22 protein-coding genes are annotated in these 22,909 nt (G+C 62.7%); 11 read left to right on the top strand and 11 right to left on the bottom strand.

Translation table 11 applies throughout. The features are described from left to right. The first annotated feature begins 47 nt into the window (after positions 1–47). Positions 48–446, top strand: a complete 399-nt coding sequence (locus tag ACT53S_RS11135; protein WP_113376274.1) for a DUF1236 domain-containing protein — start codon at positions 48–50, stop codon at positions 444–446. A gap of 83 nt (positions 447–529) precedes the next feature. After that, on the top strand, positions 530–871 hold the full coding sequence (locus tag ACT53S_RS11130; RefSeq protein WP_476067019.1) for a hypothetical protein: 342 nt from the start codon (positions 530–532) through the stop codon (positions 869–871). 88 nt (positions 872–959) lie between these two features. Here the strand turns inward: ACT53S_RS11130 and ACT53S_RS11125 are convergent, their stop codons facing one another. The 6 genes from ACT53S_RS11125 to ACT53S_RS11100 form a co-directional block, all read right to left on the bottom strand. After that, on the bottom strand, positions 960–1,541 hold the full coding sequence (locus ACT53S_RS11125; protein WP_476067018.1) for an NAD(P)H-dependent oxidoreductase: 582 nt from the start codon (positions 1,539–1,541) through the stop codon (positions 960–962). Between the two features lie 235 nt (positions 1,542–1,776). Then, positions 1,777–3,186: an FAD-binding oxidoreductase gene (locus ACT53S_RS11120; protein ID WP_476067017.1), complete on the bottom strand. Its 1,410-nt coding sequence runs from the start codon at positions 3,184–3,186 to the stop codon at positions 1,777–1,779. 2 nt (positions 3,187–3,188) lie between these two features. Continuing rightward, positions 3,189–4,502, bottom strand: a complete 1,314-nt coding sequence (locus ACT53S_RS11115; RefSeq protein ID WP_476067016.1) for a cytosine deaminase — start codon at positions 4,500–4,502, stop codon at positions 3,189–3,191. Further along, entirely contained in the window at positions 4,502–5,296 is a 795-nt protein-coding gene (locus tag ACT53S_RS11110) for an ABC transporter permease (RefSeq protein ID WP_113376269.1), read from the bottom strand. Before ACT53S_RS11110 ends, ACT53S_RS11115 begins: the two co-directional genes overlap by 1 nt. Beyond that, on the bottom strand, positions 5,296–6,114 hold the full coding sequence (locus ACT53S_RS11105) for an ABC transporter ATP-binding protein (protein ID WP_476067015.1): 819 nt from the start codon (positions 6,112–6,114) through the stop codon (positions 5,296–5,298). The genes ACT53S_RS11110 and ACT53S_RS11105 overlap by 1 nt, the downstream gene beginning before the upstream one ends. Positions 6,115–6,369: 255 nt before the next feature. Beyond that, positions 6,370–7,386 carry an ABC transporter substrate-binding protein gene (locus tag ACT53S_RS11100; protein WP_476067014.1) on the bottom strand — a complete coding sequence of 339 codons (1,017 nt, stop codon included), beginning with the start codon at positions 7,384–7,386 and terminating at the stop codon, positions 6,370–6,372. A gap of 178 nt (positions 7,387–7,564) precedes the next feature. Between ACT53S_RS11100 and ACT53S_RS11095 the strand changes: the two genes are divergently transcribed. Next, positions 7,565–8,518, top strand: a complete 954-nt coding sequence (locus tag ACT53S_RS11095; RefSeq protein WP_476067013.1) for a LysR family transcriptional regulator — start codon at positions 7,565–7,567, stop codon at positions 8,516–8,518. Between the two features lie 12 nt (positions 8,519–8,530). Here the strand turns inward: ACT53S_RS11095 and ACT53S_RS11090 are convergent, their stop codons facing one another. Next, the gene (locus tag ACT53S_RS11090; protein WP_476067012.1) at positions 8,531–9,331 is read right to left on the bottom strand and encodes a creatininase family protein; all 801 of its coding nucleotides are present in this window, start codon (positions 9,329–9,331) and stop codon (positions 8,531–8,533) included. 194 nt (positions 9,332–9,525) lie between these two features. Between ACT53S_RS11090 and ACT53S_RS11085 the strand changes: the two genes are divergently transcribed. Beyond that, complete coding sequence (locus tag ACT53S_RS11085) at positions 9,526–10,287, top strand: metallophosphoesterase family protein (RefSeq protein ID WP_476067011.1); 762 nt, start codon at positions 9,526–9,528, stop codon at positions 10,285–10,287. Here the strand turns inward: ACT53S_RS11085 and ACT53S_RS11080 are convergent. Continuing rightward, the gene (locus tag ACT53S_RS11080) at positions 10,284–11,186 is read right to left on the bottom strand and encodes a DMT family transporter (protein ID WP_113379038.1); all 903 of its coding nucleotides are present in this window, start codon (positions 11,184–11,186) and stop codon (positions 10,284–10,286) included. The genes ACT53S_RS11085 and ACT53S_RS11080 overlap by 4 nt on opposite strands. Before the next feature lie 214 nt (positions 11,187–11,400). Here ACT53S_RS11080 and ACT53S_RS11075 point away from each other — a divergent pair, with 214 nt between their 5' ends. From ACT53S_RS11075 to ACT53S_RS11060, 4 genes are all read left to right on the top strand, one after another. Continuing rightward, complete coding sequence (locus ACT53S_RS11075) at positions 11,401–12,699, top strand: adenylosuccinate synthase (protein WP_113378979.1); 1,299 nt, start codon at positions 11,401–11,403, stop codon at positions 12,697–12,699. A gap of 57 nt (positions 12,700–12,756) precedes the next feature. Next, positions 12,757–15,279 carry a DNA polymerase III subunit gamma/tau domain-containing protein gene (locus ACT53S_RS11070; protein WP_476067010.1) on the top strand — a complete coding sequence of 841 codons (2,523 nt, stop codon included), beginning with the start codon at positions 12,757–12,759 and terminating at the stop codon, positions 15,277–15,279. Between the two features lie 150 nt (positions 15,280–15,429). Next, entirely contained in the window at positions 15,430–16,374 is a 945-nt protein-coding gene (locus ACT53S_RS11065; protein ID WP_476067009.1) for an ABC transporter ATP-binding protein, read from the top strand. After that, on the top strand, positions 16,371–17,165 hold the full coding sequence (locus tag ACT53S_RS11060; protein WP_476067008.1) for an ABC transporter permease: 795 nt from the start codon (positions 16,371–16,373) through the stop codon (positions 17,163–17,165). The genes ACT53S_RS11065 and ACT53S_RS11060 overlap by 4 nt, the downstream gene beginning before the upstream one ends. A gap of 79 nt (positions 17,166–17,244) precedes the next feature. Here the strand turns inward: ACT53S_RS11060 and rpoH are convergent, their stop codons facing one another. Beyond that, the gene (rpoH, locus tag ACT53S_RS11055) at positions 17,245–18,147 is read right to left on the bottom strand and encodes an RNA polymerase sigma factor RpoH (RefSeq protein ID WP_113378983.1); all 903 of its coding nucleotides are present in this window, start codon (positions 18,145–18,147) and stop codon (positions 17,245–17,247) included. 261 nt (positions 18,148–18,408) lie between these two features. Between rpoH and ACT53S_RS11050 the strand changes: the two genes are divergently transcribed. Then, a complete protein-coding gene (locus ACT53S_RS11050; protein ID WP_476067007.1) occupies positions 18,409–19,338 on the top strand; it encodes a DMT family transporter in 930 nt (309 codons plus the stop codon). Here the strand turns inward: ACT53S_RS11050 and ACT53S_RS11045 are convergent. Continuing rightward, positions 19,313–20,341 carry an RluA family pseudouridine synthase gene (locus ACT53S_RS11045; RefSeq protein WP_476067006.1) on the bottom strand — a complete coding sequence of 343 codons (1,029 nt, stop codon included), beginning with the start codon at positions 20,339–20,341 and terminating at the stop codon, positions 19,313–19,315. The genes ACT53S_RS11050 and ACT53S_RS11045 overlap by 26 nt on opposite strands. Positions 20,342–20,503: 162 nt before the next feature. On the opposite strand from ACT53S_RS11045, the gene ACT53S_RS11040 reads away from it, so the two are divergent. Together ACT53S_RS11040 and ACT53S_RS11035 are read left to right on the top strand one after the other, a co-directional pair. Continuing rightward, on the top strand, positions 20,504–20,890 hold the full coding sequence (locus tag ACT53S_RS11040; RefSeq protein WP_476067005.1) for a hypothetical protein: 387 nt from the start codon (positions 20,504–20,506) through the stop codon (positions 20,888–20,890). 5 nt (positions 20,891–20,895) lie between these two features. Continuing rightward, positions 20,896–21,729 carry a TrmH family RNA methyltransferase gene (locus ACT53S_RS11035; RefSeq protein ID WP_476067004.1) on the top strand — a complete coding sequence of 278 codons (834 nt, stop codon included), beginning with the start codon at positions 20,896–20,898 and terminating at the stop codon, positions 21,727–21,729. A gap of 6 nt (positions 21,730–21,735) precedes the next feature. Here the strand turns inward: ACT53S_RS11035 and ACT53S_RS11030 are convergent, their stop codons facing one another. After that, complete coding sequence (locus ACT53S_RS11030) at positions 21,736–22,887, bottom strand: hypothetical protein (protein ID WP_476067003.1); 1,152 nt, start codon at positions 22,885–22,887, stop codon at positions 21,736–21,738. Positions 22,888–22,909: the final 22 nt, after the last annotated feature.

The following is a 22,909-nucleotide window of genomic DNA, read 5'->3' as shown; positions in this document are numbered from 1 at the left end:
CCGGGTGTTCTTGTCGTCGATGGCAGTCAAACGGAAAGGATGAAGCCATGAAGACGAAGATTATCGCTCTTGGAGCTATCGTAGTTGGTTCGATCGCGTCGCCCGTCCTGGCCCAGGAAGGGACTGTTACCGGTGCTGCCGGTGGTGCGGTCACCGGTGCGATCGTCGGTGGTCCGGTTGGTGCCGCCGTGGGTGGTGTGGTCGGTGCAATCGCCGGCACGGCTGTCGCCCCGCCGCCGCCGCCGGTCGTCACCTACGTCCAGCAGCAGCCGATTCCGGCCCAGCCGATCGTGATCGAACAGCAGGTCGCCGTTGGTGAGCCTCTGCCGCAGCAGGTCGTCCTGACCCCGATCCCGGAGCAGCCGAAATATGCTTACGCCGTGGTCAACAACCAGCGCGTGATCGTCGACCCGCAGACCTATGTGGTCGTCGGCGTGGTGCAGTAAGCCACCTCTTTCGATCGATCCATCACATCGACGGGTGACGCGTGATCAACATGCGCACCGCCGACCACCCAAGGAGTTATACCATGGACCAACGTCCTGATCCTCGCCTCGATACGCGTCCGCACGTGACACAGCAGAATGCCGGTATGAGCGGCGCCAGCTGGGGTATCGCTATCCTGCTGATCGTTGTGATCGCAGCGGCAGCCTTCTTCGTCTTCGGTGACCGTAACCCGGCCGATACCACGACTGCCCCTGCGACCTCGACGAGCGAGCCGGCCACGCCGCCTGCTGCGGCACCGGCCGATCCGGCTCCGGCGACCCCGCCGGCTGCCACCGCTCCGGCAGAACCGGCGACGCCGCCGGCTGCTGAGCCCGCCGCTCCGGCTCCGGCTGCCCCGGCAACCCCGCCGGCAACCACGCCGTAACGCGGGAAGCGTCATGATTAAGGAAAGGCCAGTCCGACACCGGACTGGCCTTTTTCACGTTTGGCCCATCGCATTCACATACAGGGATTCAAAAGTTCTCCATCTCGCGGCGGATCTTTTCCATGAACCGGGCGCGGGTCTGTTCCGTGCAATTGTTCATGTCGTAATGGGCCAGATACTTCACCGGCGCGCCGATCTTGATCTGCGCGCGGATGACCCGCTTGACGATCTTCTTCGGCGGATTGCCGGCGAGGAAGGCGCGCATTGGGGTCGCGCCATAGGTCATGACGGCGGCGAGCTTTCTGATATGGCGGAGCGTCGGCGTCAGCTTGCCGTCTACCAGATCGAAAGATACGCCGGGCAGCCAGACGCGGTCGAAATAGCCTTTCAGCATGGCCGGAAAGCCGAAGTTCCAGACGGGCGTGACGATGACCAGCGCTTCAGCCTTCAATAGGCGATCGACATAAGGTTTCACCAGCGTCAGATTGTCCGGGATGTCATGATAGACGCGGCGGTCATGGGCCGATAGCACCGGGTCGAAACCCTCCTCGTAGAGATTGCAGCCGTCGACCTCATGGCCGACCTTTTCCAGGCTTTCGCAGGTGAGCTTGTACAAAGCCCGGCCGAAGCTTTCATCGAGAGGGTGGGAGTGGAGGACGAGTACGCGCATGTCAAAAGCTCCAAGTCGTTGCCCGCCGCTTTCGCAGTCGGGGTTCAATTCAAAACTTCCGCGCCGTTTGTCCCAGCATCCCCGTCCTTCGCCGCCTGATGCCGAGGGGTTGGGGGTGCCATGTCTTGGAGAGCATGGGCCGGAGGGCCGACCGGGAGTACCTTCGGAATAAGTTCGTTCCGGCGGTTCTTCGTTGCGGCTCCGGAACGGGGAGCCGCAACGCATCTGATGGGCCTTACGAGGCTTCGGAAAAAACCTCCAGCCCCGGGAACAGGTAGTTCTTGCCGGCGGAGAAATCGAAATCCGGGTTCTCCCAGGCGATCATCTTGCCGGGGTTCAGCAACCCCTTCGGATCGGTTTCCTTCTTGAAGGCAAGCTGGACCTGGTCGGTCTGCTTCATGCCGCCTTCTTCCAGCGTGTAGCGGTGCGGGTTGAAGATCGGGCAGCCGTTTTCCTCGTGGATACGGATGATCTCTTCGAGCCTTTCCTTTGTCGTGTAACGCACCAGTGGCAGGCCGGCGCACTGGATCTGGCCGTCGAACTTGATGAATTCGAGATGGCCGATGACCTCGTCCGGAAACAGCTCGGTCATCACGCGGACCTTCTCGACATGGTCGGGGCCGGGATACTGGACCTGCAGATAGGTGATGTTGGTGTCGAGCTTCAGGGCCCGCAGTGTCGTGTGGTTCCAGGTCAGCTCATAGGCATGCGGGATGCCCTTCATGCTTTCGACCGTATCGGAGCGGAAGCGGATGTCGCCATTCATGCGTTCGGCGAGCGCCAGGAACGGCTCCATCGAGTGCGGGGCCACCATCAGCACAACGACCGACTGGCCTTCCTTCAGCCAGGGTTTGTGGCGGGTGAAGTAGTCGAACGGGATCGGGGCAGCGATCGGGGCAACTTCCTTCAGGAGGATGCCGTTCTTGTGGGAGAGTGCATCGGCGAATTTCACCGCGTCCATGAACTCGTCATAGCCGACGATGACGTCCACCCAGTCGTAAGCGGGTGCCAGCGGCATCTCGACTTCGGTGATGATGCCATTGGTGCCATAGGCGTGGGAGACCTTCTGCAGGTCCCAGGCGGAGAGTTCGAGCACGCGGGGCTCGGCTTCCATGGTGACGACGCGGAGCCGCAGAATGTTGCCGAGGTCACGCAGTCCGCCCCAGGTGATCGAGCCGACGCCGCCGGAACCGCCGGCGATGAAGCCGGCGACGCTGGCGGTCTGCTTGGTCGACGGGTGGAAGCGCAGTTCTTGGGCCGAATGCTCCTTGGTCTGGCGGTCGAGTTCCGAGATGATGATGCCGGGCTCGCAGATGACGCGGCCGGGCAGAATCTGCTTCACCTTGTTCATGTTGATGAGGTTCAACACGATGCCGCCCGAGAGCGGCATGGCCTGGCCGTAATTGCCGGTGCCGCCGCCGCGCGGGGTGACGGGCACGCCATGGGCATAGGCCACTTTCAGAACCCGGATGACCTCTTCTTCCGTCGTCGGCGAGACGATGAGGTCACCCACCACGTTGTCCAGCTCGGCTTTCAGGATCGGCGAATACCAATAGAAATCGCGGCTCTTCTGTTTGACGAGCGCCGGATTGTCTTCGACGGCGATGCCCGCCAGCTCTTCCTTGATTTTGGCATAGTCGGCCATGGCTAAACTCCAAGCAACGGGTCAAGTTCGCGGTAATCCGGCAGGCTGCGGTCGATGCCCATGCCATTCCGCATCACGATGCGGTCGGCCTGCGGACGGGACAGAAATTCGCTCCAGCGGCGGGCGCTGAAGAGGATGAGATCGGCGCGACCGCCGACGGCGATGCGGCCATGATCGGGGCGTCTCAGGATATCGGCCGGGGTGCGGGTGACGACCCTTGCGGCGGTGTCGAGCGGGTGGTCGAGATGGATGATGCGCACCGCCTCGCGGAAGACCTCGACGGGGTCGAGGTCGCCATAGGCATAGAAGGGGTCGCGGGTGTTGTCGGAGGAGACGGCAGTGGCGACACCGGCGGCTGACAGTTCGTGAAACAGGGTAACGCCGCGCTGGCGGGGCGTGCGGCCGGGGTGACGGTCCTGGAGATACATGTTGCACATTGGAAGGGACACGACCGAGAGGCCGGCCTCTGCCACCAGATCGATGGTGTGTTTGGCGAGGTCGTCGTCCTGCTGGGCGAGCGAGCAACAATGGCCGACGGTGACAGAACCCTCGAAGCCATTGCGGAGCTTGGCTTCCGCGATGGTCTTCAGCGTGAGGGTTTCCTTGTCCTGCGTTTCGTCGACATGCAGGTCGATGTCGAGGCCCTTCTCGCTTGCCGTGCGGAAGAGGATGTCGAGCTTCTCATCCAGCCCAGGCATCAAGTAGGTGACGCCACCGAGCAAGCCTTTGTGGGCGACGATGACCTCAACCAGATCCTTGAAGAACGTCTCGTCTGTGATCTGGTCGAAGGGGAAGAGGGCGGCAGCCTGCAGGTCGATCTTGCCCGCCCAGGTGTCACGGACTTCGGCGAAGACCTCGAAAGAGATGCGGTGCTGGGGCGCGAGGCTGTCGAGGTGGGTGCGGATCAGGCTGGTGCCGTGGGCGTACGCCGTGCGCAGCGAGAATTCCATCCGGGCCTTCACGTCTTCCGCCGTCCAGCGGGCAACTCGGTCGGCATGCACGGCTTCGAGTGCGCCGGTGAAGTCGCCTGTCGGGTTCGGCTTGCGGTCCCAGATATGGCCCTTGTCGAGATGGGTGTGCATGTCGACGAAGGTCGGCCAGACCATGCCGTGGCGGAGATCAGTGGAGGGCAGGCCTGCGGGGGCTTCGCCCGGCTTCAATATCGCCTCGACCTTGCCATCAGCGACGACGATGTCGGCGCTGATCAGGCCCTCGCAAGCGGGCGCCTCGACGCCATCGACGCAGATTTCCGGTAGCGTCGCATTGGCGAGGACGAAGCGCTTGGCGGCAGGCAGAGTGGCAACGGCAGTCGACATCAGTTTTCTCGTTTCAGGCTGCTCTCATGCCAGCGGTGGAGCGCCAGCCAGGAGATGAAGGAGGTGATGGCGAAGATCACGACGCCCAGGCAGGAGAGCAGGAAGAGGGCTGCGAACAGGCGCGGAATGTTCAGACGGAACTGGGCCTCGAGCAGGCGGAAGGCAAGGCCTGATCCCGCGCCTGCGGACCCTGCGGCAAATTCGGCGACGACGGCGGCGATCAGCGCGAGGCCGCCACCAATGCGCAAGCCCGTCATGAAATAGGGCAGGGAGGCCGGGAGCTTCAGGTAAAGCAGCGTCTGCCAGCGTGAGGCGCCGTAGAGGTCGAAGAGGTTGAGCAGGTTGTGGTCGACGCTCTTCAGGCCCTGCACCATGTTTGACAGGATCGGGAAGAAGGCGACTAGGAAGGCGCAGATCAAAAGTGCGACCTGTGTCGAAGGCGCGTAGATTAGGATCAGTGGTGCAATCGCGACGATCGGCGTCACCTGCAGGATGACGGTGATCGGGTAGAAGGCGACCTCGATCCATTTCGACTGGACGAGGAAGACTGCGATACCAACGCCGCCGATCAGTGCCAGCGCGAGAGAAATCAGAGTGATCTGGGTGGTGACCCAGAGCGCCGGCGAGAGCGTGCCCCAGTCCTTGATCAGGGCGCCGGCGATGGCGATCGGGCCTGGCAGGATGTATTGCGGCACGCCGGAGACCCAGACGCCGACCTGCCAGATCACCAGCAGGACGCAGACAACGAGGATCGGCACGAGGATTTTCAGGAGGGTTTCGGCCGGTCCGGTCATCAGTGTTCCTCCCCGCCGATCGCTTCGAGCAGTGTTCTGGAGACGGTTTCACAGGCCTGGCGATAGTCTTCCGAGGTCCGATAGAAAGCGTCGCGGTCAAGGCTGGTCTGCAGCGGGAAATCCGCATGCACCCGGCCCGGACGCGCCTTCATGACGACGATGCGGCTCGAGAGATAGGCGCTTTCGTACACCGAATGGGTCACGAAGATGACGGTAATGCCGGTGTCCTTCCAGAGTTTCAGCACGTCGTCGTTCAGCTTCTGGCGGGTGATCTCATCAAGGGCCGCAAAGGGTTCGTCCATCAAGAGCAGTTTCGGCTTGGTGACGAGAGCGCGGGCAATCGAGACGCGCATCTTCATGCCGCCGGAGAGTTCGCGGGGATAGGCGTTCACGAAATCCTTCAGGCCGACGCGTTCCAGGGCGGCCATGATGTCGTCAAAGGCTGCATGTTTCGAGACGCCGCGCAGCTTCAAGGGCAGGTAAACATTGCCGAAGACGGTTGCCCAAGGCATCAACGTCGGTTCCTGGAAAACGAAGGAGATATCGCCGTCGGGCAGGCCCTTGGCATTGATGCGCGAACTTGGCCAGTCGATGGTGCCTGATGTGGTGTCACCCAGGCCGGCGATGATGCGCAGCGCCGTCGACTTGCCGCAGCCGGAGGGGCCGAGCAGCGAGACGAATTCGCCGCCGTTTACGGTCAGCGACATGCCGGTAAGCGCGACCGTACCACTGGAAAAGACCTTGGACACGTCCTTCATCACCACGAGCGCCCGGCGCTGTTCGGGGGGAGGCGGGGTGATGGGATCGATCTCAGCCATGCGATACTCGGTTTGAAGGAATGCTACTCGGCAATGTCAGCGGGTAAAAACTCCCCCTCTGGCCTGCCGGCCATCTCCCCCACAAGGGGGGAGCGGATCCGTGGCAACCGCTCGCTTCCCTTGAAGCGAAGGCGATGCGGCTGGGTTGAGCCCCCCTTGTGGGGAGGGTTTAGGAGGGGTTTTACTGTCAGTTGACGGCGATCACCCCCACCCGCAGCTTCGCTGCGACCTCCCCCCTCAAGGGGGAGGTGGCGACTACTTTTTCAGGGCCAGACCCACGCCCTTGCAGACGAATTGGGTGGTGTAGGCCTTCTTGAAGTCAAGGTCGGCCGGCTGGACGCCGATCTGGACCATGGCGTCGAAGAAGGCCTTGTATTTGTCGTCGGTCATGCAGCCGATGCCCTTGTCGAGCGCCTCGGCGGATTCGACGATGCCATATTCCTTCATCTTCTTGATCGAATACTCGATCTGACCATCCGTCATTTCCGGATTATCCTTCTTGATGAGGTCGTTGGCGGCCTTGTTGTCGCCGTAGAGATAGTTGTACCAGCCTTCGATCGAGGCATCGACAAAGCGCTGTACGACATCCGGCTTGCTCTCGATCATGGTCGCTGTGGTGGTGATCATCGTCGAGTAGGGGTTGTAACCGTTGTCGGCGAGCAGGAAGACTTTTGGCGCCCAACCGGCCTGCTTCTCGATCTCATAGGGTTCAGACGTGAGATAACCCTGCTGTGCGGACTTCGGATCGGCAATGAAGGGGGCCGGGTTGAAGGTGTAGGGCTTGTACTTCTCGTCGGTGAAGCCCTCGAAGTTCTTCTTCATCCACTCGTAATAGGTAACGTAGCCGTCCTTGCCCATGAAGATCGTGTCGAGTTTGGCGAGGTCGGCAAATTTCTCGATGCCCTGATCAGGATGGGCGAGCAGAACCTGCGGATCCTTCTGGAAGATCGCCGCGACATCGACCAGAGGAATGCCTTCCTTGACGGCGTCCATCTCGCCGAGCGGGCTTCCCATGTAGAAATCGACCTTGCCAGCGATCAAGAGCGAGCGGTTTGCGGCCTGCGGGCCGCCCTGGACCACGGTGACCTTCAGGCCGTATTTTTCATAGGTGCCATCGGCAACGGCCTGGTAGAAACCGCCATGTTCGGCCTGGGCCAGCCAGTTGGTGCCATAGGTGACTTCGTCAAGGGCCAGAGCCGAGGACGTGGAGGCCAGCGATGCTGCAAGGCCCATCAGGGCAAAGAGGCTGGTCTTGGTGAGCATGTCGCGCATTGATCGTTCCCCTGTTCGTTGCAGGACCCGTTTTCGGGCTCCCTTTTTGGTCATTTGATCGGTCCGATTGCGTCTTGAAAAGCATCAAAATTCGTCCGCATTGATGCTTTTTTTGCACTGCTCCAAAGTTTGATGCATAGTGATGCGGCATGACTAATTTTTGCGCAACGGAGGTCCCGTGCTGCACTCCAGAAAGCTCGTCTATATCAACGAAATCGTTCGATGCGGCTCGATCCGCAAGGCGGCGGCGCGGCTGAATGTTGCGTCGTCGGCAGTCAATCGCCAGATTCTGGCGCTTGAGGAAGAGCTGGGTGCTCCGATCTTCGAGCGGCTCCCCAAGGGGCTGCGCCTGACGGCTGCGGGCGAGCTCTGCGTCGAGCATATCCGCGAAGTTCTGAAGAACTACGAGCGGCTCGAGGGGCGCCTCAGAGGTCTCAAGACGCCGCAGATCGGCAAGGTCTCGCTGGTGACCACCGTCGGTCTGGCCTCCGGCCCACTGCCGGCGATCCTGGCCGGCTTTATCGCCAAACATTCGCGGGTGCAGATCAAGCTGCGCAGCGATGGCGGGGTGACGACGATCAATCCGGTGCTGACAGGTGAGGTCGATGTCGGCCTCGGTTTCAACATTCCGGCAACGCCGGGCATCCGGACGCTCGCCAATTTCGACGTGCCCGTCGGCGTGGTGCTGCCGCCCGGGCATCGGCTGGCGCAGGAGGAGGGGCCGGTCGATCTGGTCGAGGTGGTGCAGGAGCCGTTGGTCCTGGCACAATCGGGCACCAGCCTGCGCAACATTATCGACTTGGCGCTCGCACCACTGCCGCTGCCGGTCGAACCCGTCGTCGAGACGAACTCATCCGAACTGATGAAGCAACTGGTCAAGTCCGGGACGGGGTTGACGCTGCTCAACCCGCTCGATGCGCTGGCCGAATGTCGGCGCGGCGAGTTGGTGTTCCGGCCGCTGACCGACGCGCATGTTCGGCATCAGCCGATGAAACTCTTTGCCCGGGCGCGGGCGACACTCGATTCCGCCACCAGCCTGTTCATCGAATACCTGCTGCAGGAACTGATCGTTCTGGTTCAGGATCTCAAAGATCGGGGGCATATTCCTGAAAGCATTCGCGGCGGCGCGTGAGGCGATCGTTTCTCAGCCGGGTGTGTAGAGGTTTGACAGGGGATAGGCGGCGACGTCGCGCAACAGCTCGATGAAGCCGGCGACCTGATGTTTGCAGATCGCTTCACCCTTTTCCGCCGTGCCCTTGGAGGCGTCGCCGACCACGCCATTCGGGTTGAGGTCGTGGGCAATCCAGGCGAGCGAGTGCGGCGGGAGCGGCGTCAGGTATTTCGAGTTCGCCCGCATCTCCTCGGCCTTCGAGACGAAGTTCTGAGCCTTGTCCATGCGCACCAGCTCGGGGCGGAAATGCAGCATCAGCGAGGTCTCGACCTCGCCGCCATGGATGCCATAGCGGCTTTCATGCTCGGAGATCATGCCGTCCGGATTTCCGAAGCGGCCCCATTGGGTGGAGACAACCACCATCTGGTGGCGAACGCGCAGTTCGCGGGCGACGATGCTCATGACATCGACATTGCCGCCATGGGAATTGACGATGACCAGCTTGCGAATGCCGGCTTCTGCAACCTTCGTACCGATCGCCGTCCATGCGGGGATTAGGATTTCCGGGCCGAAGGACAGACTGCCGGGGCCGTAGACGTGTTCATTGGCCTTGCCGATTTCCTGGGTCGGCAGGACGAGAAAGTCCAGGTCGTCGGGCCGCTGCACCTTCAGTTCCGCCAGCATGCCATTGGCAATGGCCACATCGGTTGCGATGGGCAGATGAGGACCGTGCTGCTCGGTCGAGGCGATGGGCAGGACGGCGATCGTGGTGTCGGCGGAAAGGGCGGCGAAGTCCGTCGTCACCAGTTCGTTCCAGAAGAAGGGTTTCGCCATTGCCGTACCTCTTTGTCTCGTTTCATCGACCGATAGGGCAAAACGGCAGGCTTCGAAAAGCATCATAATCAGTGCAGGCCGCTGCCTTTTTGGGTGCGCGTTCCACTCCCGAGATCGTGGAAAGAGATTGCGGCGGCGACCGGCGCCGGCGCATGATGGCTGCACATCACATATGGGCTCCAGGGAACGGCGGAGTGGATAAACACGATCTGGGCGGGGATGGCTTAAAGCCGAGGATCGAGATCGAGCCTGGGACCTACTCCGCGATCTATGCGATCGGCGACGTGCATGGCTGCCTCGACCCTCTGCTGGCGCTGGAAGACAAGATCCGCGAGGATGCAAGCCTGCGCGAAGGGCGCAAGCTGATCGTGATGTTGGGGGATTATGTGGATCGTGGCCCGCAGTCTGCGGCCGTCCTTTACCACCTCAACGCCGCGCCGCCGGTCGGTTTCGACCGTATCTGCCTGCGTGGCAATCACGACGATGCCTTTCTCGATTATCTCAAGGGCGATCCGGCCGGAGACTGGTATCTGGAGCACGGGGCGGATGCCACGCTGCAGTCATATGGCATGGATATCGAGGCCCATGGGCCGTTCACAGGATCAAACTTTGCGCTGCGGCAGTCGGTGCGCGCGGCTATCCCGGCAAGCCATGTCGACTTCCTGCAGGCCCTGCCGGTGCTGCTGACCATTGGCGACGACGTCTTCGTCCATGCCGGCATCCGGCCGGGACGACCGCTCGCCGAGCAGGAGGACGAGGACCTGTTGTGGATCCGGCGGTCCTTCATCGATCTCGGACCGGGCTTGCCCGTGCGCGTCTTCCATGGCCATACGCCGATGCGCGAGGCCTTTGTCGGAGCGAACCGCGTCAGCCTCGATACCCATTGCTACAAGATGGGGCGGTTGACTGCCGCGCGGCTCGCAGACGGCGAGGTGCAGATCCTGTCCGTCGGCTAGGCTGAGGCTTTCAGCGGATCGCGCGGCTTGCCCCATTCGGCAATCGCGATGCCGCCGAGGACGAGGGCGAGCGCCAGGATGTGGAAATATTCGAGGGTCTCTCCGAGAAGGGTGATCGACAGCAGCGTGCCGAAGACGGGCACGAGGTTGATGAAGAGACCGGCGCGGTTGGCGCCGATTCCCTCGACACCCTTGATGTAAAGGATCTGCGAGATCAGCGAGGGGAAGAAGCCGCAATAGAGAATGATGAGCCAGCCGCGTGCGTCGGGCAGAATCATCTGGCCTTCGCTGGCTTCCCACCAGAGAAGCGGCAGGCTGGTGAGGGCTGCGGCGAGCGCTGGCACGGCCATCAGGCTCTTCCAGTGCACCGGCGGCTTCCAGCGCAGCGATATCGTGTAGATCGCATAGGCGATGCCGGCGCAGAGCATCAGCAGGTCGCCATAATTCAGCGTGAGGGTGAGAAGCGTCTGCAGATTGCCGTGCGAGGCCGTGACGGCTGCACCGGCAAAGCTGATGACGAAGCCCAGGATCTGGATTGCGGAGACCGGGATGCGGAAGAGCAGGAAGTTGATGACGAAGATCAGGACGGGAATGGCGCCCTGTTCGATCGCGCCGTTGACGGCGCTCGTATACTTGAGCGCCGTGTAAAGGAAGCCGTTGAATGCGGCATAGCCGACGGCGCCGTAGAAGATCAGAAGCTTCCAGTTTGCTTTCAGGAGATCCCAGTCCTTGCGGATCTGAGGGACCGAAATCGAGGCAATGACGAGCGTCGCGACCGCCCAGCGACCGAAGCTCAGGGCCATCGGGCTGACATGGCCGAGCGCTAGCTTGCCGGCAATGGTGTTGCCGCCCCAGAGCAGTGTTGTGATGACGAGATAGATATAGGCGCGGATCGGCAAAGCGTTTCTTCCCTGCATGTCTGCGCTCATTCCGGGAGACGTCAGGGCGTATCCCTCGCGGCGCGAATTGCCTCGGAAATAGGCGAGGGGTGACGCTTTGTCACGTAAAAAGCCAAATCGCCCGTCATGAGGGGTCGATTCCATAAAAACAACACAGTATAGATGCGCGGGTTTGGGTAGGGCGCAGACGCTGCGCGATATACAGGATTATGAGATGACGAATGTCGTGGTGATTGGTTCGCAATGGGGTGACGAGGGCAAGGGCAAGATTGTCGACTGGCTCTCCGAACGTGCGGACATCGTGGTCCGCTTCCAGGGTGGACACAATGCCGGGCATACGCTCGTCATCGATGGCGTGTCCTACAAACTGTCGCTGCTGCCATCGGGCGTCGTGCGTCCTGGCAAGAAGGCCGTGATCGGCAATGGCGTCGTCGTTGATCCGCATGCGCTGATCGCCGAAATCGGCCGGTTGAAGGACCAGGGCGTCGAAGTGACGCCTGACAATCTGCGCATTGCCGAGAACGCCACGCTCATCCTCTCCCTGCACCGTGAACTCGACGGCATGCGCGAAGATGCAGCTTCCAACAGCGGCACGAAGATCGGCACCACCCGCCGTGGCATCGGCCCGGCTTATGAAGACAAGGTCGGCCGTCGCGCGATCCGTGTCATGGACCTCGCCGATCTCGATGCGCTGGAAGGCAAGGTCGAGCGGATCCTTACCCATCACAACGCGCTGCGTCGCGGCTTTGGCGTGGCCGAAATCGAACACAAGACGATCATGGATGAGCTGACCTCGATCGCCGATCGTGTGCTGCCTTTCATGGATTCGGTCTGGGTGCTCCTGGACAAGGAGCGCCGCAAGGGCTCGCGCATCCTGTTCGAAGGCGCGCAGGGTTCGCTGCTCGACATCGATCATGGCACCTATCCCTTCGTCACGTCTTCGAACACGGTTGCCGGCCAGGCCGCTGCCGGTTCGGGCATGGGACCGGGTTCGCTGGGCTACATCCTCGGCATCACGAAGGCCTACACCACGCGCGTCGGCGAAGGTCCTTTCCCGACGGAACTGCATGACGAGATCGGTCAGTTCCTGGGCGAAAAGGGTCACGAGTTCGGTACAGTGACGGGTCGCAAGCGCCGTTGCGGCTGGTTCGATGCGGCGCTGGTGCGCCAGTCGGTCGCCACCAATGGAATCACCGGCATCGCGCTGACGAAACTCGACGTTCTCGATGGTCTCGATGAGCTGAAGATCTGCGTCGGTTACAAGCTCGACGGCCAGGAAATCGATTATCTGCCGGCTGCCCAGGCCGCCCAAGCTCGAGTCGAGCCGATCTACATCACGCTCGAAGGCTGGAAGGAATCCACCGTCGGCGCCCGCAAATGGGCGGATCTGCCGGCGCAGGCGATCAAATATGTCCGTCAGGTGGAAGAACTGATCGGTGCTCCGGTCGCGCTTCTGTCGACAAGTCCGGAACGCGACGACACCATACTTGTGACGGACCCCTTCGAAGACTAATCTGAAGGTTAACGATTTTTGCCGGCGCGGCGGGCCGGCTTTCAAGAGAAAGTGCTGATGGCTGACTTTATCGCAGTGATTCGACGGGCCGTGGACGGCCTGTCGAACAATACTCCGGAGATGCGTGCGCGGGTCTATGAAAAGGCCCGTTCTGCCGTCGTTCGGCAGCTCGAGAACATGTCACCGCGCCCGCCCGAGCACATGCTGCAGCGCCAGCTGGAAAAGCTCGATGCCGCGATCCGGGAGGTAGAGGCCGAACACGCGGAGGCCCTGCCGGCCATCGACGACGTCCAAGAACCCGCCTTCGTTGCCGACGTTGCGGAGCAACCTGCCCCTCAGACTGAGCCGGAACCGCAGCCCGCATGGAATGAAACGCCGCCAGAGGCGGCGGTCGAACCCGTCTATGCGGCACACGAGGAGCCGGCCGAACCTGAGCCTGCCCATGCCGTGGTCGATGAGAGCGACACCGCTCATCGCGAGCCGGAGCCGGTTCAGCCCGAGGCGCCCAGTGTGACGGGTGACGACTGGGCCGATGCCTATATGCGTGAGCACGCGCCCGAACCGGAAGCGCCTGTGCACGAGGCGGCTGTGGTTGAGGATGTAGTCGAGGACGCGCCCGTGCGCGCCGAACCCGCGGCCGAGCCGGCGCCGGCCGTTTGGTCGGATGCCGATTACGGAATCACCGGCGACGAAACCGATTATGCCGGCATGTATAATGCCAAGGTGTTCGGCGAGACGCCGTCACGCGAAGCCGAGGCCCAAACTGAAGAGCGTGCCGAGCCTGCTTTTGCCGCCGCGCCTGAGACGGACCGTGACGCTGCACCGGCACAGCCGGCAGAACCGGTCTTTACCGGATGGACTGCGGCGTCCGAGCCGGAGTTTGGCGCCGCCCCCAAGGCTGAGCCGGCCTGGGGCGAGTTTGCCGGAGAGCTGCCTGCTGCGACGACCGAAGCACCGGCTGAAGCCATCGACCATGCGCCGCCGGTCGCCGAGGCAAGGCCTGCCATCCTCGACGCGGTCGATGACTGGCTGCAGAGCCGTGCTGCCGATCCGGCTCCTACCATTCCGGCTGCGAGCTGGGACATTCCGCCTGCGGTCGAAACTGCTGCCAATCGTGTTCCCGAACTTCCCGAGATCGATCCCGCACCCGTTGCGGTGTCCTATACGCCGACCGACGAGTTTCCGGCTTACGATGAGCCTGCGCGCGTCGAGGTCGATCAGGACTTCCCCGTGCCCGCCGGTCTGCGTCTCGAGGAAAGCCAGCCCGAAGCCTTTGGCTCCGTGGCTTCCGGTCCCGCTGTGGCTGCAACGGTCGAACCCGATGATTTCAGCCAGTGGTTCCGCGACAATGTCGATGCGCAGCCCGCAGGGGCGGCCGGAACAGCGGCAACGACAGAACTGCCCGTAACCCAGGACTGGGACACGCATCTGTCGACCTTCTCGCCCGATCCGAAGGGACCGGGTATCGATCAGGACAATGATGTCGGTCGGATGATGGGGGGCTATGACCAGCCGGCCTATCGCCTGGAGCCGAAGAAGCGCCGCAATCTTGCGCCGATCATTCTCGGGGTTGTCGGGCTGCTGGTCATTGCCGGTGTCGGCTATGCCGGGTGGACCTGGCGGGACGATATCGGCGGCATGGTGGCGAGCCTGACCGGAGAGCCGGAGACGGCGACCGAGGGGGCGGCAACGACCCCGGCTACGACGGCGACCCCGCCGGCCGACCCCGCGCCGGCCACGACAACCGCACCTGCGGCTTCCACGTCGTCGCCTGCGGCGGCGCCTGCAGAAGACGGCTCAGCAAAGGGGCAGAAGTTCACCCAGCGGCTCAAGGCCGACGGGACGGAGATTGACGAAGGGGCGGGGGCTGCGTCTGCCGGAACGGCCGAAGAGGGACGCTCCGTCTCGGCCCAGACCGTTGCCTCGACCATCGAGCCGACGGATGTGCCGGCAGCAACGAATACGCCGACCGCCGGGCCGGCACCGACCAATGGTGCTTCCACCGTGGCTCCGGTTGCCGGTGGCGAAAAACTGTTCCTCTATGAGGAGCGCATCGGACAGGCGACCCCTGTTGCCGTCCCGGGCTCGATCGCCTGGTCAGCGGTGCGCGAGACTGGTGCCGACGGCAAGCCCGATCCGCAGATCCAGGGCAAGATCAACGTGCCCGAACGCGGTATCTCGGCACTCGTCACCATCAAGCGCAACACCGACAATTCGCTGCCGGCGAGCCACATCATCGAAGTGGTTTTCTCGGTTCCCGCCGATTTTGAAGGCGGCGCGATCGACAACCTGCAGCGCATCGCCATGAAGCGCACGGAACAGGATCGCGGTGATCCGCTCGTCGCCGTCACTGCCAAGGTGACCGATGACACCTATCTGGTGGCGCTCAACGATTTTGCCGATGTGGTGAAGCGCAACATGGAGTTGCTCTCGACGCGGGGCTGGATCGACATCCCCGTCACCTATCGCAACGGTCGTCGGGCGCTGCTCACCTTCGACAAGGGCACCCAGGGCGCCAATGTCTTCCAGCAGGTGATGCGCGAATGGGCGGCGCTTGCGCCCGCTGCGCCGGCCAACTGAGCGATAGCGTTTCATCTAGAGAAATCCGCCGAGAGACATTTCGGCGGATTTTTTGTTTGCGGCCGGATCCGAAGGTATCCACGATGGGCTTCATAGAAATGACGTGTCCGGTCGCGATCATTGGCAGCCCATGAGCGGCAGGAAAGAACGATGACAGCCATTGCCGACAACGTGCCTGCACGATCCGCCGTCCCTCCGGCCGGAGAGCCCGCGATCGCCTTCCTCTCTGTCGACAAGAGGTTCGGACGGGGCGGGGCATCCGTTCAGGCGCTGGACGGTCTCAGCCTTTCCGTCCCGAGAGGGGCCGTCTATGGACTGCTCGGCCCGAACGGTGCCGGCAAGAGTACGCTGCTGCGCATACTGGCGGGGCTGCTGACGGCCGATGGTGGCGATGTCATGATCTTCGGAGAGGCGGCCGCCCCCTCCAATCGCCGACGTCTCGGCATGCTGATCGAAGCGCCCAGCTTCTATCCCTTCCTCAGCGCTCGCGACCATCTGCAGATGCTGTCGCGCTTCACGGATACGGCGTCTCTCGTCGACCCCATTTTGCGGCGCATCGGTCTGGAAAAGGCGGCGGACAAACCGGTCTCCGGTTTTTCGCTGGGTATGAAGCAGCGGCTCGGGATCGGCTGCGCCCTGATCGGCCAACCGGAAGCCATAATTCTCGACGAGCCGACCAACGGGCTCGATCCGGATGGTATTCTCGAAATGCGCGCGCTGATCGACGAACTCGCCCATCGAGACGGTCTAACGGTGCTTCTGTCCAGCCATCTCCTCGACGAAGTGCAACGGGTCTGCGATCGGGTGGCGATCCTGCAGCACGGTCGTCTCGTCGCAGAGGGGGCCGTTGCTGATCTCCTCGAAAGGGAGGGGCGTTTCTGGATGTCGGTCGAGACGCCCGAGACGCTGCTTAAACAGCTGGGCGAGCGGGCGGTGGCCGGCGATGGTGGCGTGTACCTGCGGATAGAGAGGGAACAGGTTCCGGATCTGATCGCGAGCTTGGCACGCGCAGGTCTGCGGATCCACGAAGCCAAATGGGTCAAACCGGATCTGGAAACCGTCTTTCTGTCGCAGACGCGGGAGGACGGCCGATGAGATCGCTTTTGTCATCCGAAATGCTCAAGCTTGGTCGCCAGCGGGCCATCCTGTTCTGGGGCTTCCTGGCAGTGCCGCTTCTTTCCTTGGCGTTCAAGGTGATCCTCGAGGGGCTTCTTTTTGTGCGGATGGGACACCAGGGTGGCGGAGAGGTCGATATCTTCCTCTCGGCGGCCAAGAGCCTCAGTATTTCCGGCAATTCGCTTGGGCAATTGCTCTATGCGCTCGGCATCGCCTCGGTGTTCTTTCTCGAATACCGCTACGCCACCTGGCGGCTTCTGGTGCCGCGACAGGGCCGCATACCGCTCTTTGTCGCCAAGTATGCGATCTGCCTCATCTGGCTCGCTCTCGGGCTGCTGCTGGCTGTGCTGGGGGATATGGCGCTCAACGTCCTCTTTTCCGTGCTCAAGGGACAGGGGCTCGGCGGGGTCGTGATCCGGGTGGGGTCGTTCGTCACGCTGGTTGCCGCATTCGCCGGTGCGCTTCTGGAACTCGCTGTGCTCACGGCCCTCGTCGCCGTGCTGGTCGTCGTCTTCCGCTCGATGATCGCCGGTGTCATCCCGGCCTTTCTGCTCGCCATCGGGTCCACGGTTCTGCAGCTCTATCTGGGGGCGAACGCGGACCGGTTGCCATTGCCGAGCTATGCGGCGCAGTGGCTTCGCGACTGGATCCTGGCCGGTGGATCTCCGGTCGCGGGCCTGACCGGTGGTGCCGTGCTGGCCGGATGGGCCGTCATCCTCTTTGCCGGTGGCCTTCTGCTCTTCTCACGGCAGCAGCTCGCCGCGGAGTAGGGGGCGGGTTAAGGCCGCGCAACGAAAAAAGCCGCCCGGTGTCCCGGACGGCTCGTCTGCTTCAACGGTGATCGGTCGATCAGGCTTCGACAACCCTCAATGCCTTGGCCCGTTCCAGCGCGTCCTTCTGGACGGCTTCCTGGACCTTTTCGAAGGCGCGGACTTCGATCTGGCGAACGCGTTCGCGGCTGATGTCGAATTCGGCCGAGAGCTCTTCGAGCGTCACCGGATCTTCCGCCAGGCGACGCGCCTCAAAGATGCGGCGCTCGCGTTCGTTCAGCACGCTCATGGCCCGCTGCAGCATGCGGCGGCGGGTTTCCAGCTCGTCCTGCTCGATCAGCACCTCTTCCTGGCTGTCATGGTCGTCAACCAGCCAGTCCTGCCACTGACCGCTTTCGCCTTCCGAAGCGCGCAGGGGCGCGTTCAGCGAGGCGTCGCCGGAGAGGCGGCGGTTCATCGAGATGACTTCATCCTCGGACACGTTCAACTTGGTCGCGATCTCGGCCACCTGATCAGGCTTCAGGTCGCCTTCCTCGATCGCCTGGATCTTGCCCTTGAGGCGACGCAGGTTGAAGAACAGGCGTTTCTGGTTGGCGGTCGTGCCCATCTTCACCAGCGACCAAGAGCGCAGGATGTATTCCTGGATCGAGGCCTTGATCCACCACATGGCATAGGTCGCCAGGCGGAAGCCGCGTTCGGGGTCGAATTTCTTGACGGCCTGCATGAGGCCGACATTGCCCTCCGAGACGACTTCACCGATCGGCAGGCCGTAGCCGCGATAACCCATGGCAATCTTCGCCACAAGGCGCAGATGGCTCGTCACCATGCGGTGGGCAGCGTCGCGGTCGCCGTGTTCGGCATAGCGCTTGGCCAGCATGTATTCTTCCTGGGGTTCCAGCATGGGGAACTTGCGGATCTCGTCCAGGTAGCGATTGAGGCCGGCTTCACCGGCAGTGATGGAAGGTAGACTGTTGCGGGCCATATAGCACCCCTCTTTCTTCGTGGACTCCCTGAAACCGGCGAGTCCCATCTCCGTGGATCTCTCTATCCCACAGAAATCCGTATGACAGATAAGTATGGCAAAACGGCGATACAAGATTTGCGTTCCGTCACGAGAGCGTGACGGTGTGTTCGGAATCCGGGATAATCGAACACGTCGAGTAACGTCGCCTGATGACGTCACGGTGGCAGTTGGGCTCTGCTACAAGGGGCTATAGTTTATGTCTTTCAGAAGGTGCGCCGCATGTCCATCTCCTCCTATTCGCGAGGGCTGATTGCCGTCACGGCCGCGACGGTGGCGCTGTCCACGGCGGGGCTGATGACGCGGCTCGTATCTATCGACGGGCCGACGCTGCTCTTTCTGCGCGGGACGATCGCAGGGCTGTTCCTGCTTCTCTGCCTCGTCGGGACGGCGCGGGGGCGGGCGGTGGGGGATTTTGCCCGGCTCGGCTGGGCGGGCCTCCTGATTTGTGCGACATCGGCCGCCTGCGCCGTGCTGTTCATCGGTGCGCTCTACACGACCTCCGTCGCCCATGTGGCAATCATCTTCGCGACCTGCCCGTTTCTGGCCGCCGGCCTCGGCTATCTGCTGCTCGGCGAGCGACCCGGTCGGCCGGCGCTGGTTGCCAGCGGCGTGGCCATGGCCGGGGTGGTGGTGATGATCGGCAGTGGCGAGGAGGGCACGCTTCTCGGCGATTTGCTGGCTTTCGCCATGACCGCCATGGTGGCGCTGTGGACGGTGCTCATCCGCCGTCATCCCGATAAACCGGCGCTGCCCTGTACGGTGGTTTCCTGCCTGATGAGTGCAGCGCTCGCATTGCCCTTTGCGGCGCCCTTTGCGGCATCTGGCCATGACCTGCTGGTGGTTCTCGGGTTCGGGGTCCTGGCCTTTTCGCTGGGTTTCCTGCTGCTGACTTTGGGGGCGAGGGACGTGCCGCCGGTGGAATCGGCGCTGATCGGAGCGCTGGATGCGCCCCTTGCGCCGTTCTGGGTCTGGCTGGTGGTGGGCGATCGGCCTTCGCCGACCACGCTAATCGGCGGGGTCATCGTTCTCGCCGCCGTGATCGGTCACGTTCTCCTGGCACGTCACGTGGTGACGCTGGAGGCTGCGGTGCCGGTCGATCGCTTAAGCGGTCCGCCCGCCGCTGTCAGATCGCCTTCAAGGCGTCGATGACCTTCTGCAAATCGGCTGGGATCGGCGCTTCGAAGCGCATGGTCTTGCCGGTGGTCGGATGCTCGAAGGCAAGCAGATAGGCGTGCAGCGCCTGGCGGTGGAACTTGTTCACCGCGCGCTTGGCGTCTTCCGGCAATAGATTGGCCTTGGTCTTGAAGGCGGCGCCATATTCCTGGTCGCCGACCAGGGGATTGCCGATATGGGCCATGTGGACGCGGATCTGGTGGGTGCGGCCGGTTTCCAGGCGGCATTCGACCAGCGAGGCGAGGCAACTGGCATCAGGCTTTTCGCCGTAGCGTTCCAGCACGGTGTAATGAGTGATCGCCTCGCGGGCGTCGTCGGTGTCCTCGCGTTTCACTGTGCGCTTGGTGCGGTCGGCGCCAGAGCGGCCAAGGGCTGCGTCGATCGTGCCAGCGAGCGTGCGCGGGCGGCCCCAGACGACGGCGCGGTAAGCCCGCTCCAGCGGTCCCGTGCGGCCATGGTCGGCAAACTGGTCGGCGAGGTGGCGATGGGCGATGTCATTCTTGGCGACGACCATGACGCCGGACGTGTCCTTGTCGAGGCGGTGGACGATGCCGGGGCGCTTGACGCCGCCGATGCCGGAGAGCGTGTCGCCGCAATGATAGATCAGCGCATTGACCAGCGTGCCGTGCCAGTTGCCGGCACCTGGATGCACGACGAGGCCCGGCGGCTTGGCGATGACGATCAGGTCCTTGTCCTCGTAGAGGACTTCGAGCGGGATGTTCTCGCCCTTCGGCTGCGGGTCCTCAGGCGCCGGCAGATCGATGACGACGCTGTCGCCGGTCTTGATCTTGCGGTTGGGGGAATCCAACAGAACGCCGTTCACCTGCACCGCGCCTTGCTCGATCAGCGCCTTGACGCGGTTGCGGGAAAACTCGGCCCCGAGCGCTGCCGTCAGCCAGGCGTCGATGCGCCCTGCGGCATCCGCGTCGGCAATCAGCTCTTTTCTTGCGGCAGTGCTTTCGGTAAAGGGGGCGCTCATCGTGTCATTCCGTCTTTCCTCGACCGACGGTGCGGCCCGGTTTTCCTGCCATGTGGCACAGACCGGCGCTTTCGACAATCGATTGCCGGATGATTTCGCTCCCGTTGCCCCTGTGAGGGACGCCGGGTCTACGACCATGAAGCTTAGGACAGAACCGCAACCATGACCCATCTCGACGACGAAGAAGACGAAAAGCCGCTGGATCCGGCGATGGAAAGCGTCCGCCGCAAGATGATCAAGTTGCAGATGGTCTCCGGCGGCATTATGGCCGTGATGTTCCTCGCAGTGCTGGTTGCGATCGGCTACAAGCTGACGCGCGATGACGGACGTATGGCGCCTGCTTCGACGGTCGGACAGCCCTTTGCCGTGCCGTCGGGCCAGCCACTGTCGCTGACGGCCGATCTGCCAGCCGGGTTCCGGGTTCTCTCCACCTCGCTTTCGGGAAGTCAGATGCTGATCCTCGGCGAGACGGCTGGCGTCAAGAAGACGTTCATCTTCGATCTTGCGCTCGGCCGCATCATCGCCGATGTAACGCTGTCGGAAAAGTAAGCCTGATGGCCGGCGGGAGCACGATCGAGATCACTGATCCCGCCGATCCGCGGATAACCGAATTCACTGCCATCCGCGAACGCGACCTGACGGGCCGCCACGGACAGTTCATCGCCGAGGGCACGGTGGTGCTCTCGATGCTCGCCAAGGCGCATGCTGCCGGCGGGGATGTGGTCGCGGAGAAGCTGCTGATCCTCAAGAACCGGCTCGCCGGTCTCTCCGATCTTCTGGTGCGGTTTCCAAGCGATGTTCCGGTCTATGTGGCCGAAGCGCCAATGCTCGACGCAATCGCCGGTTTTCACCTGCATCGGGGCGTGCTCGCGCTCGGACGTCGGCTTCCTGCGCCGGCGCTCACCGACCGGATTGCGGCGCTGCCCGAGGATGCTCTGGTACTGGTTGGCTGCGGGATATCCAATCACGACAATATCGGGTCGCTCTTTCGCAATGCCAGCGGGTTTACCGCTGACGCGGTGCTGCTCGACGAAACCTGCTGCGATCCGCTCTATCGCAAGGCGTTGCGGGTCTCGGTCGGCTCTGTTTTGACGATGCCTTACAGCCGCCAGGGATCGGCCGAGGATCTGCTTGGCGCCCTGGCGTCTTCAGGGTTCGAGATCTGGGCGCTGTCGCCGGCGGGAACGGTCGAGATCGGGGCGATAACACCGGGTCGGCGCGTGGCCCTTGTGATGGGAACGGAAGGCGAGGGATTGCCCGAGGCGATCCTCAGGCGCTTCCAGTCGGCGCGCATCGCTCAGGCGCCGGGGCTCGACAGTCTCAATGTTGGAACGGCGAGTGGAATCGCGCTCTACGCCATCGCGCGTGCGATGGGCCGGTTGGGCTGAACCCGATTATTCTGCGGGTGTCGGCTGGCTTGCCGATCTGCCGACCGAGGGGTCGAGTGCCAGGACTCGATCAATGAGGCTCAGCGGTGCATTTGAACCGCGGGCGGTCGGCAGCAGGAATTCGCCGATGGGAGATGTGCCCTCGCCTGCATTTTCGCGCATCGAGGTCAGGAGGATCATCTTGGCGGCAATATCCCCCAGCTCTTCACGCAGTTCGTTGTCTGCCGCCGATGACGAGGCCTTCAACAGGCGTTCTGTCAATGCCGTCTGCCGATGGCGGATATCGTTTTCGAGAAGGTCGGGGCTGAGGCGCGGGGTAGAATTCTGCTCTTCGGGCATCGTCGGGTCATCCGTGATCTCGGGCAAAGGCAGGCCCGCCTGCTTGAGGCCGCGCTGAGCATTCCTGAGCTGCAGATTGGCTGCTTTCAGCTTGGCTCTCACGTCGGCCAATTCCCGCTGACGGCGCTCCAGAGCCGAACTCGCATCGGCGCGCTCTGCCGCATCCCGCGCGAGGCTGTCTTCCAGCCTGAGCACCTTGTGTTCTTCCTGGGTCAGCCGGATCTCGGCATCCTTGGCGCGTTTGGCCAGAAGCTTGTTTTCGCGGCGAAGCTCCTCACGCTCGTCCCGCATAAACTGAATCCGGGTTTTGAGCGTGTCGATCTCGGTGTCGCGGCTCATCGCTTCGATCCGCATGTGATCGATGTCGCTGACGAGGCGGCCGATACGGTGGGCGCGGTCCTCGAGTTCGACGTCCTTGGCTGCTGTCGCAATCTCGACGCGCTTCAGTGTTTCGTGAACCGTGGCCATGTCGAGATCGGCGCGGCGGAGGCCGGAGCGCATGTCTGCCGCCTCCGTGCTCATCTCGTCGATCTGAGTCTTCAAATCCTTGTTCTCGGCAACCAGGCGACCTGCTTCCGCAGACAGCGTCTCGTTCTGCAGTTTGAGCGCAATCCCTGCTTCGCGCTCCCTGAGCAGGGCGTGCTGGGTCTTGGCGTTTTCAGCAGCGTATAGCGCGCGCACCATGTCCTTCTGGGCACGGATTTCCTGCGGGCTCAGCGGCATTGTCGCCTTCAGGCGATTTTCGGTGTAGAGCACCACCCGTCTGTGGATTGCGGGTGCCAGCAGCATTGCCAGAAGGGCTGCGGCCATAAATCCCATTGCGAAAATCAGCGCATATTCA

The organism is Allorhizobium sp. DMC15, assembly GCF_056314065.1.
This window is presented reverse-complemented; position numbering and strand designations above follow the sequence as displayed.

Bases quoted from the DNA above. Each gene is read 5' to 3' on its own strand.
- ACT53S_RS11135 (WP_113376274.1), top strand. From the start codon at position 48: ATGAAGACGAAGATTATCGCTCTTGGAGCTATCGTAGTTGGTTCGATC.
- ACT53S_RS11130 (WP_476067019.1), top strand. From the start codon at position 530: ATGGACCAACGTCCTGATCCTCGCCTCGATACGCGTCCGCACGTGACA.
- ACT53S_RS11125 (WP_476067018.1), bottom strand. From the start codon at position 1,541: ATGCGCGTACTCGTCCTCCACTCCCACCCTCTCGATGAAAGCTTCGGC.
- ACT53S_RS11120 (WP_476067017.1), bottom strand. From the start codon at position 3,186: ATGGCCGACTATGCCAAAATCAAGGAAGAGCTGGCGGGCATCGCCGTC.
- ACT53S_RS11115 (WP_476067016.1), bottom strand. From the start codon at position 4,502: ATGTCGACTGCCGTTGCCACTCTGCCTGCCGCCAAGCGCTTCGTCCTC.
- ACT53S_RS11110 (WP_113376269.1), bottom strand. From the start codon at position 5,296: ATGACCGGACCGGCCGAAACCCTCCTGAAAATCCTCGTGCCGATCCTC.
- ACT53S_RS11105 (WP_476067015.1), bottom strand. From the start codon at position 6,114: ATGGCTGAGATCGATCCCATCACCCCGCCTCCCCCCGAACAGCGCCGG.
- ACT53S_RS11100 (WP_476067014.1), bottom strand. From the start codon at position 7,386: ATGCGCGACATGCTCACCAAGACCAGCCTCTTTGCCCTGATGGGCCTT.
- ACT53S_RS11090 (WP_476067012.1), bottom strand. From the start codon at position 9,331: ATGGCGAAACCCTTCTTCTGGAACGAACTGGTGACGACGGACTTCGCC.
- ACT53S_RS11075 (WP_113378979.1), top strand. From the start codon at position 11,401: ATGACGAATGTCGTGGTGATTGGTTCGCAATGGGGTGACGAGGGCAAG.
- ACT53S_RS11070 (WP_476067010.1), top strand. From the start codon at position 12,757: ATGGCTGACTTTATCGCAGTGATTCGACGGGCCGTGGACGGCCTGTCG.
- ACT53S_RS11065 (WP_476067009.1), top strand. From the start codon at position 15,430: ATGACAGCCATTGCCGACAACGTGCCTGCACGATCCGCCGTCCCTCCG.
- ACT53S_RS11060 (WP_476067008.1), top strand. From the start codon at position 16,371: ATGAGATCGCTTTTGTCATCCGAAATGCTCAAGCTTGGTCGCCAGCGG.
- rpoH (WP_113378983.1), bottom strand. From the start codon at position 18,147: ATGGCCCGCAACAGTCTACCTTCCATCACTGCCGGTGAAGCCGGCCTC.
- ACT53S_RS11050 (WP_476067007.1), top strand. From the start codon at position 18,409: ATGTCCATCTCCTCCTATTCGCGAGGGCTGATTGCCGTCACGGCCGCG.
- ACT53S_RS11045 (WP_476067006.1), bottom strand. From the start codon at position 20,341: ATGAGCGCCCCCTTTACCGAAAGCACTGCCGCAAGAAAAGAGCTGATT.
- ACT53S_RS11040 (WP_476067005.1), top strand. From the start codon at position 20,504: ATGACCCATCTCGACGACGAAGAAGACGAAAAGCCGCTGGATCCGGCG.
- ACT53S_RS11035 (WP_476067004.1), top strand. From the start codon at position 20,896: ATGGCCGGCGGGAGCACGATCGAGATCACTGATCCCGCCGATCCGCGG.
- ACT53S_RS11030 (WP_476067003.1), bottom strand. From the start codon at position 22,887: ATGGGATTTATGGCCGCAGCCCTTCTGGCAATGCTGCTGGCACCCGCA.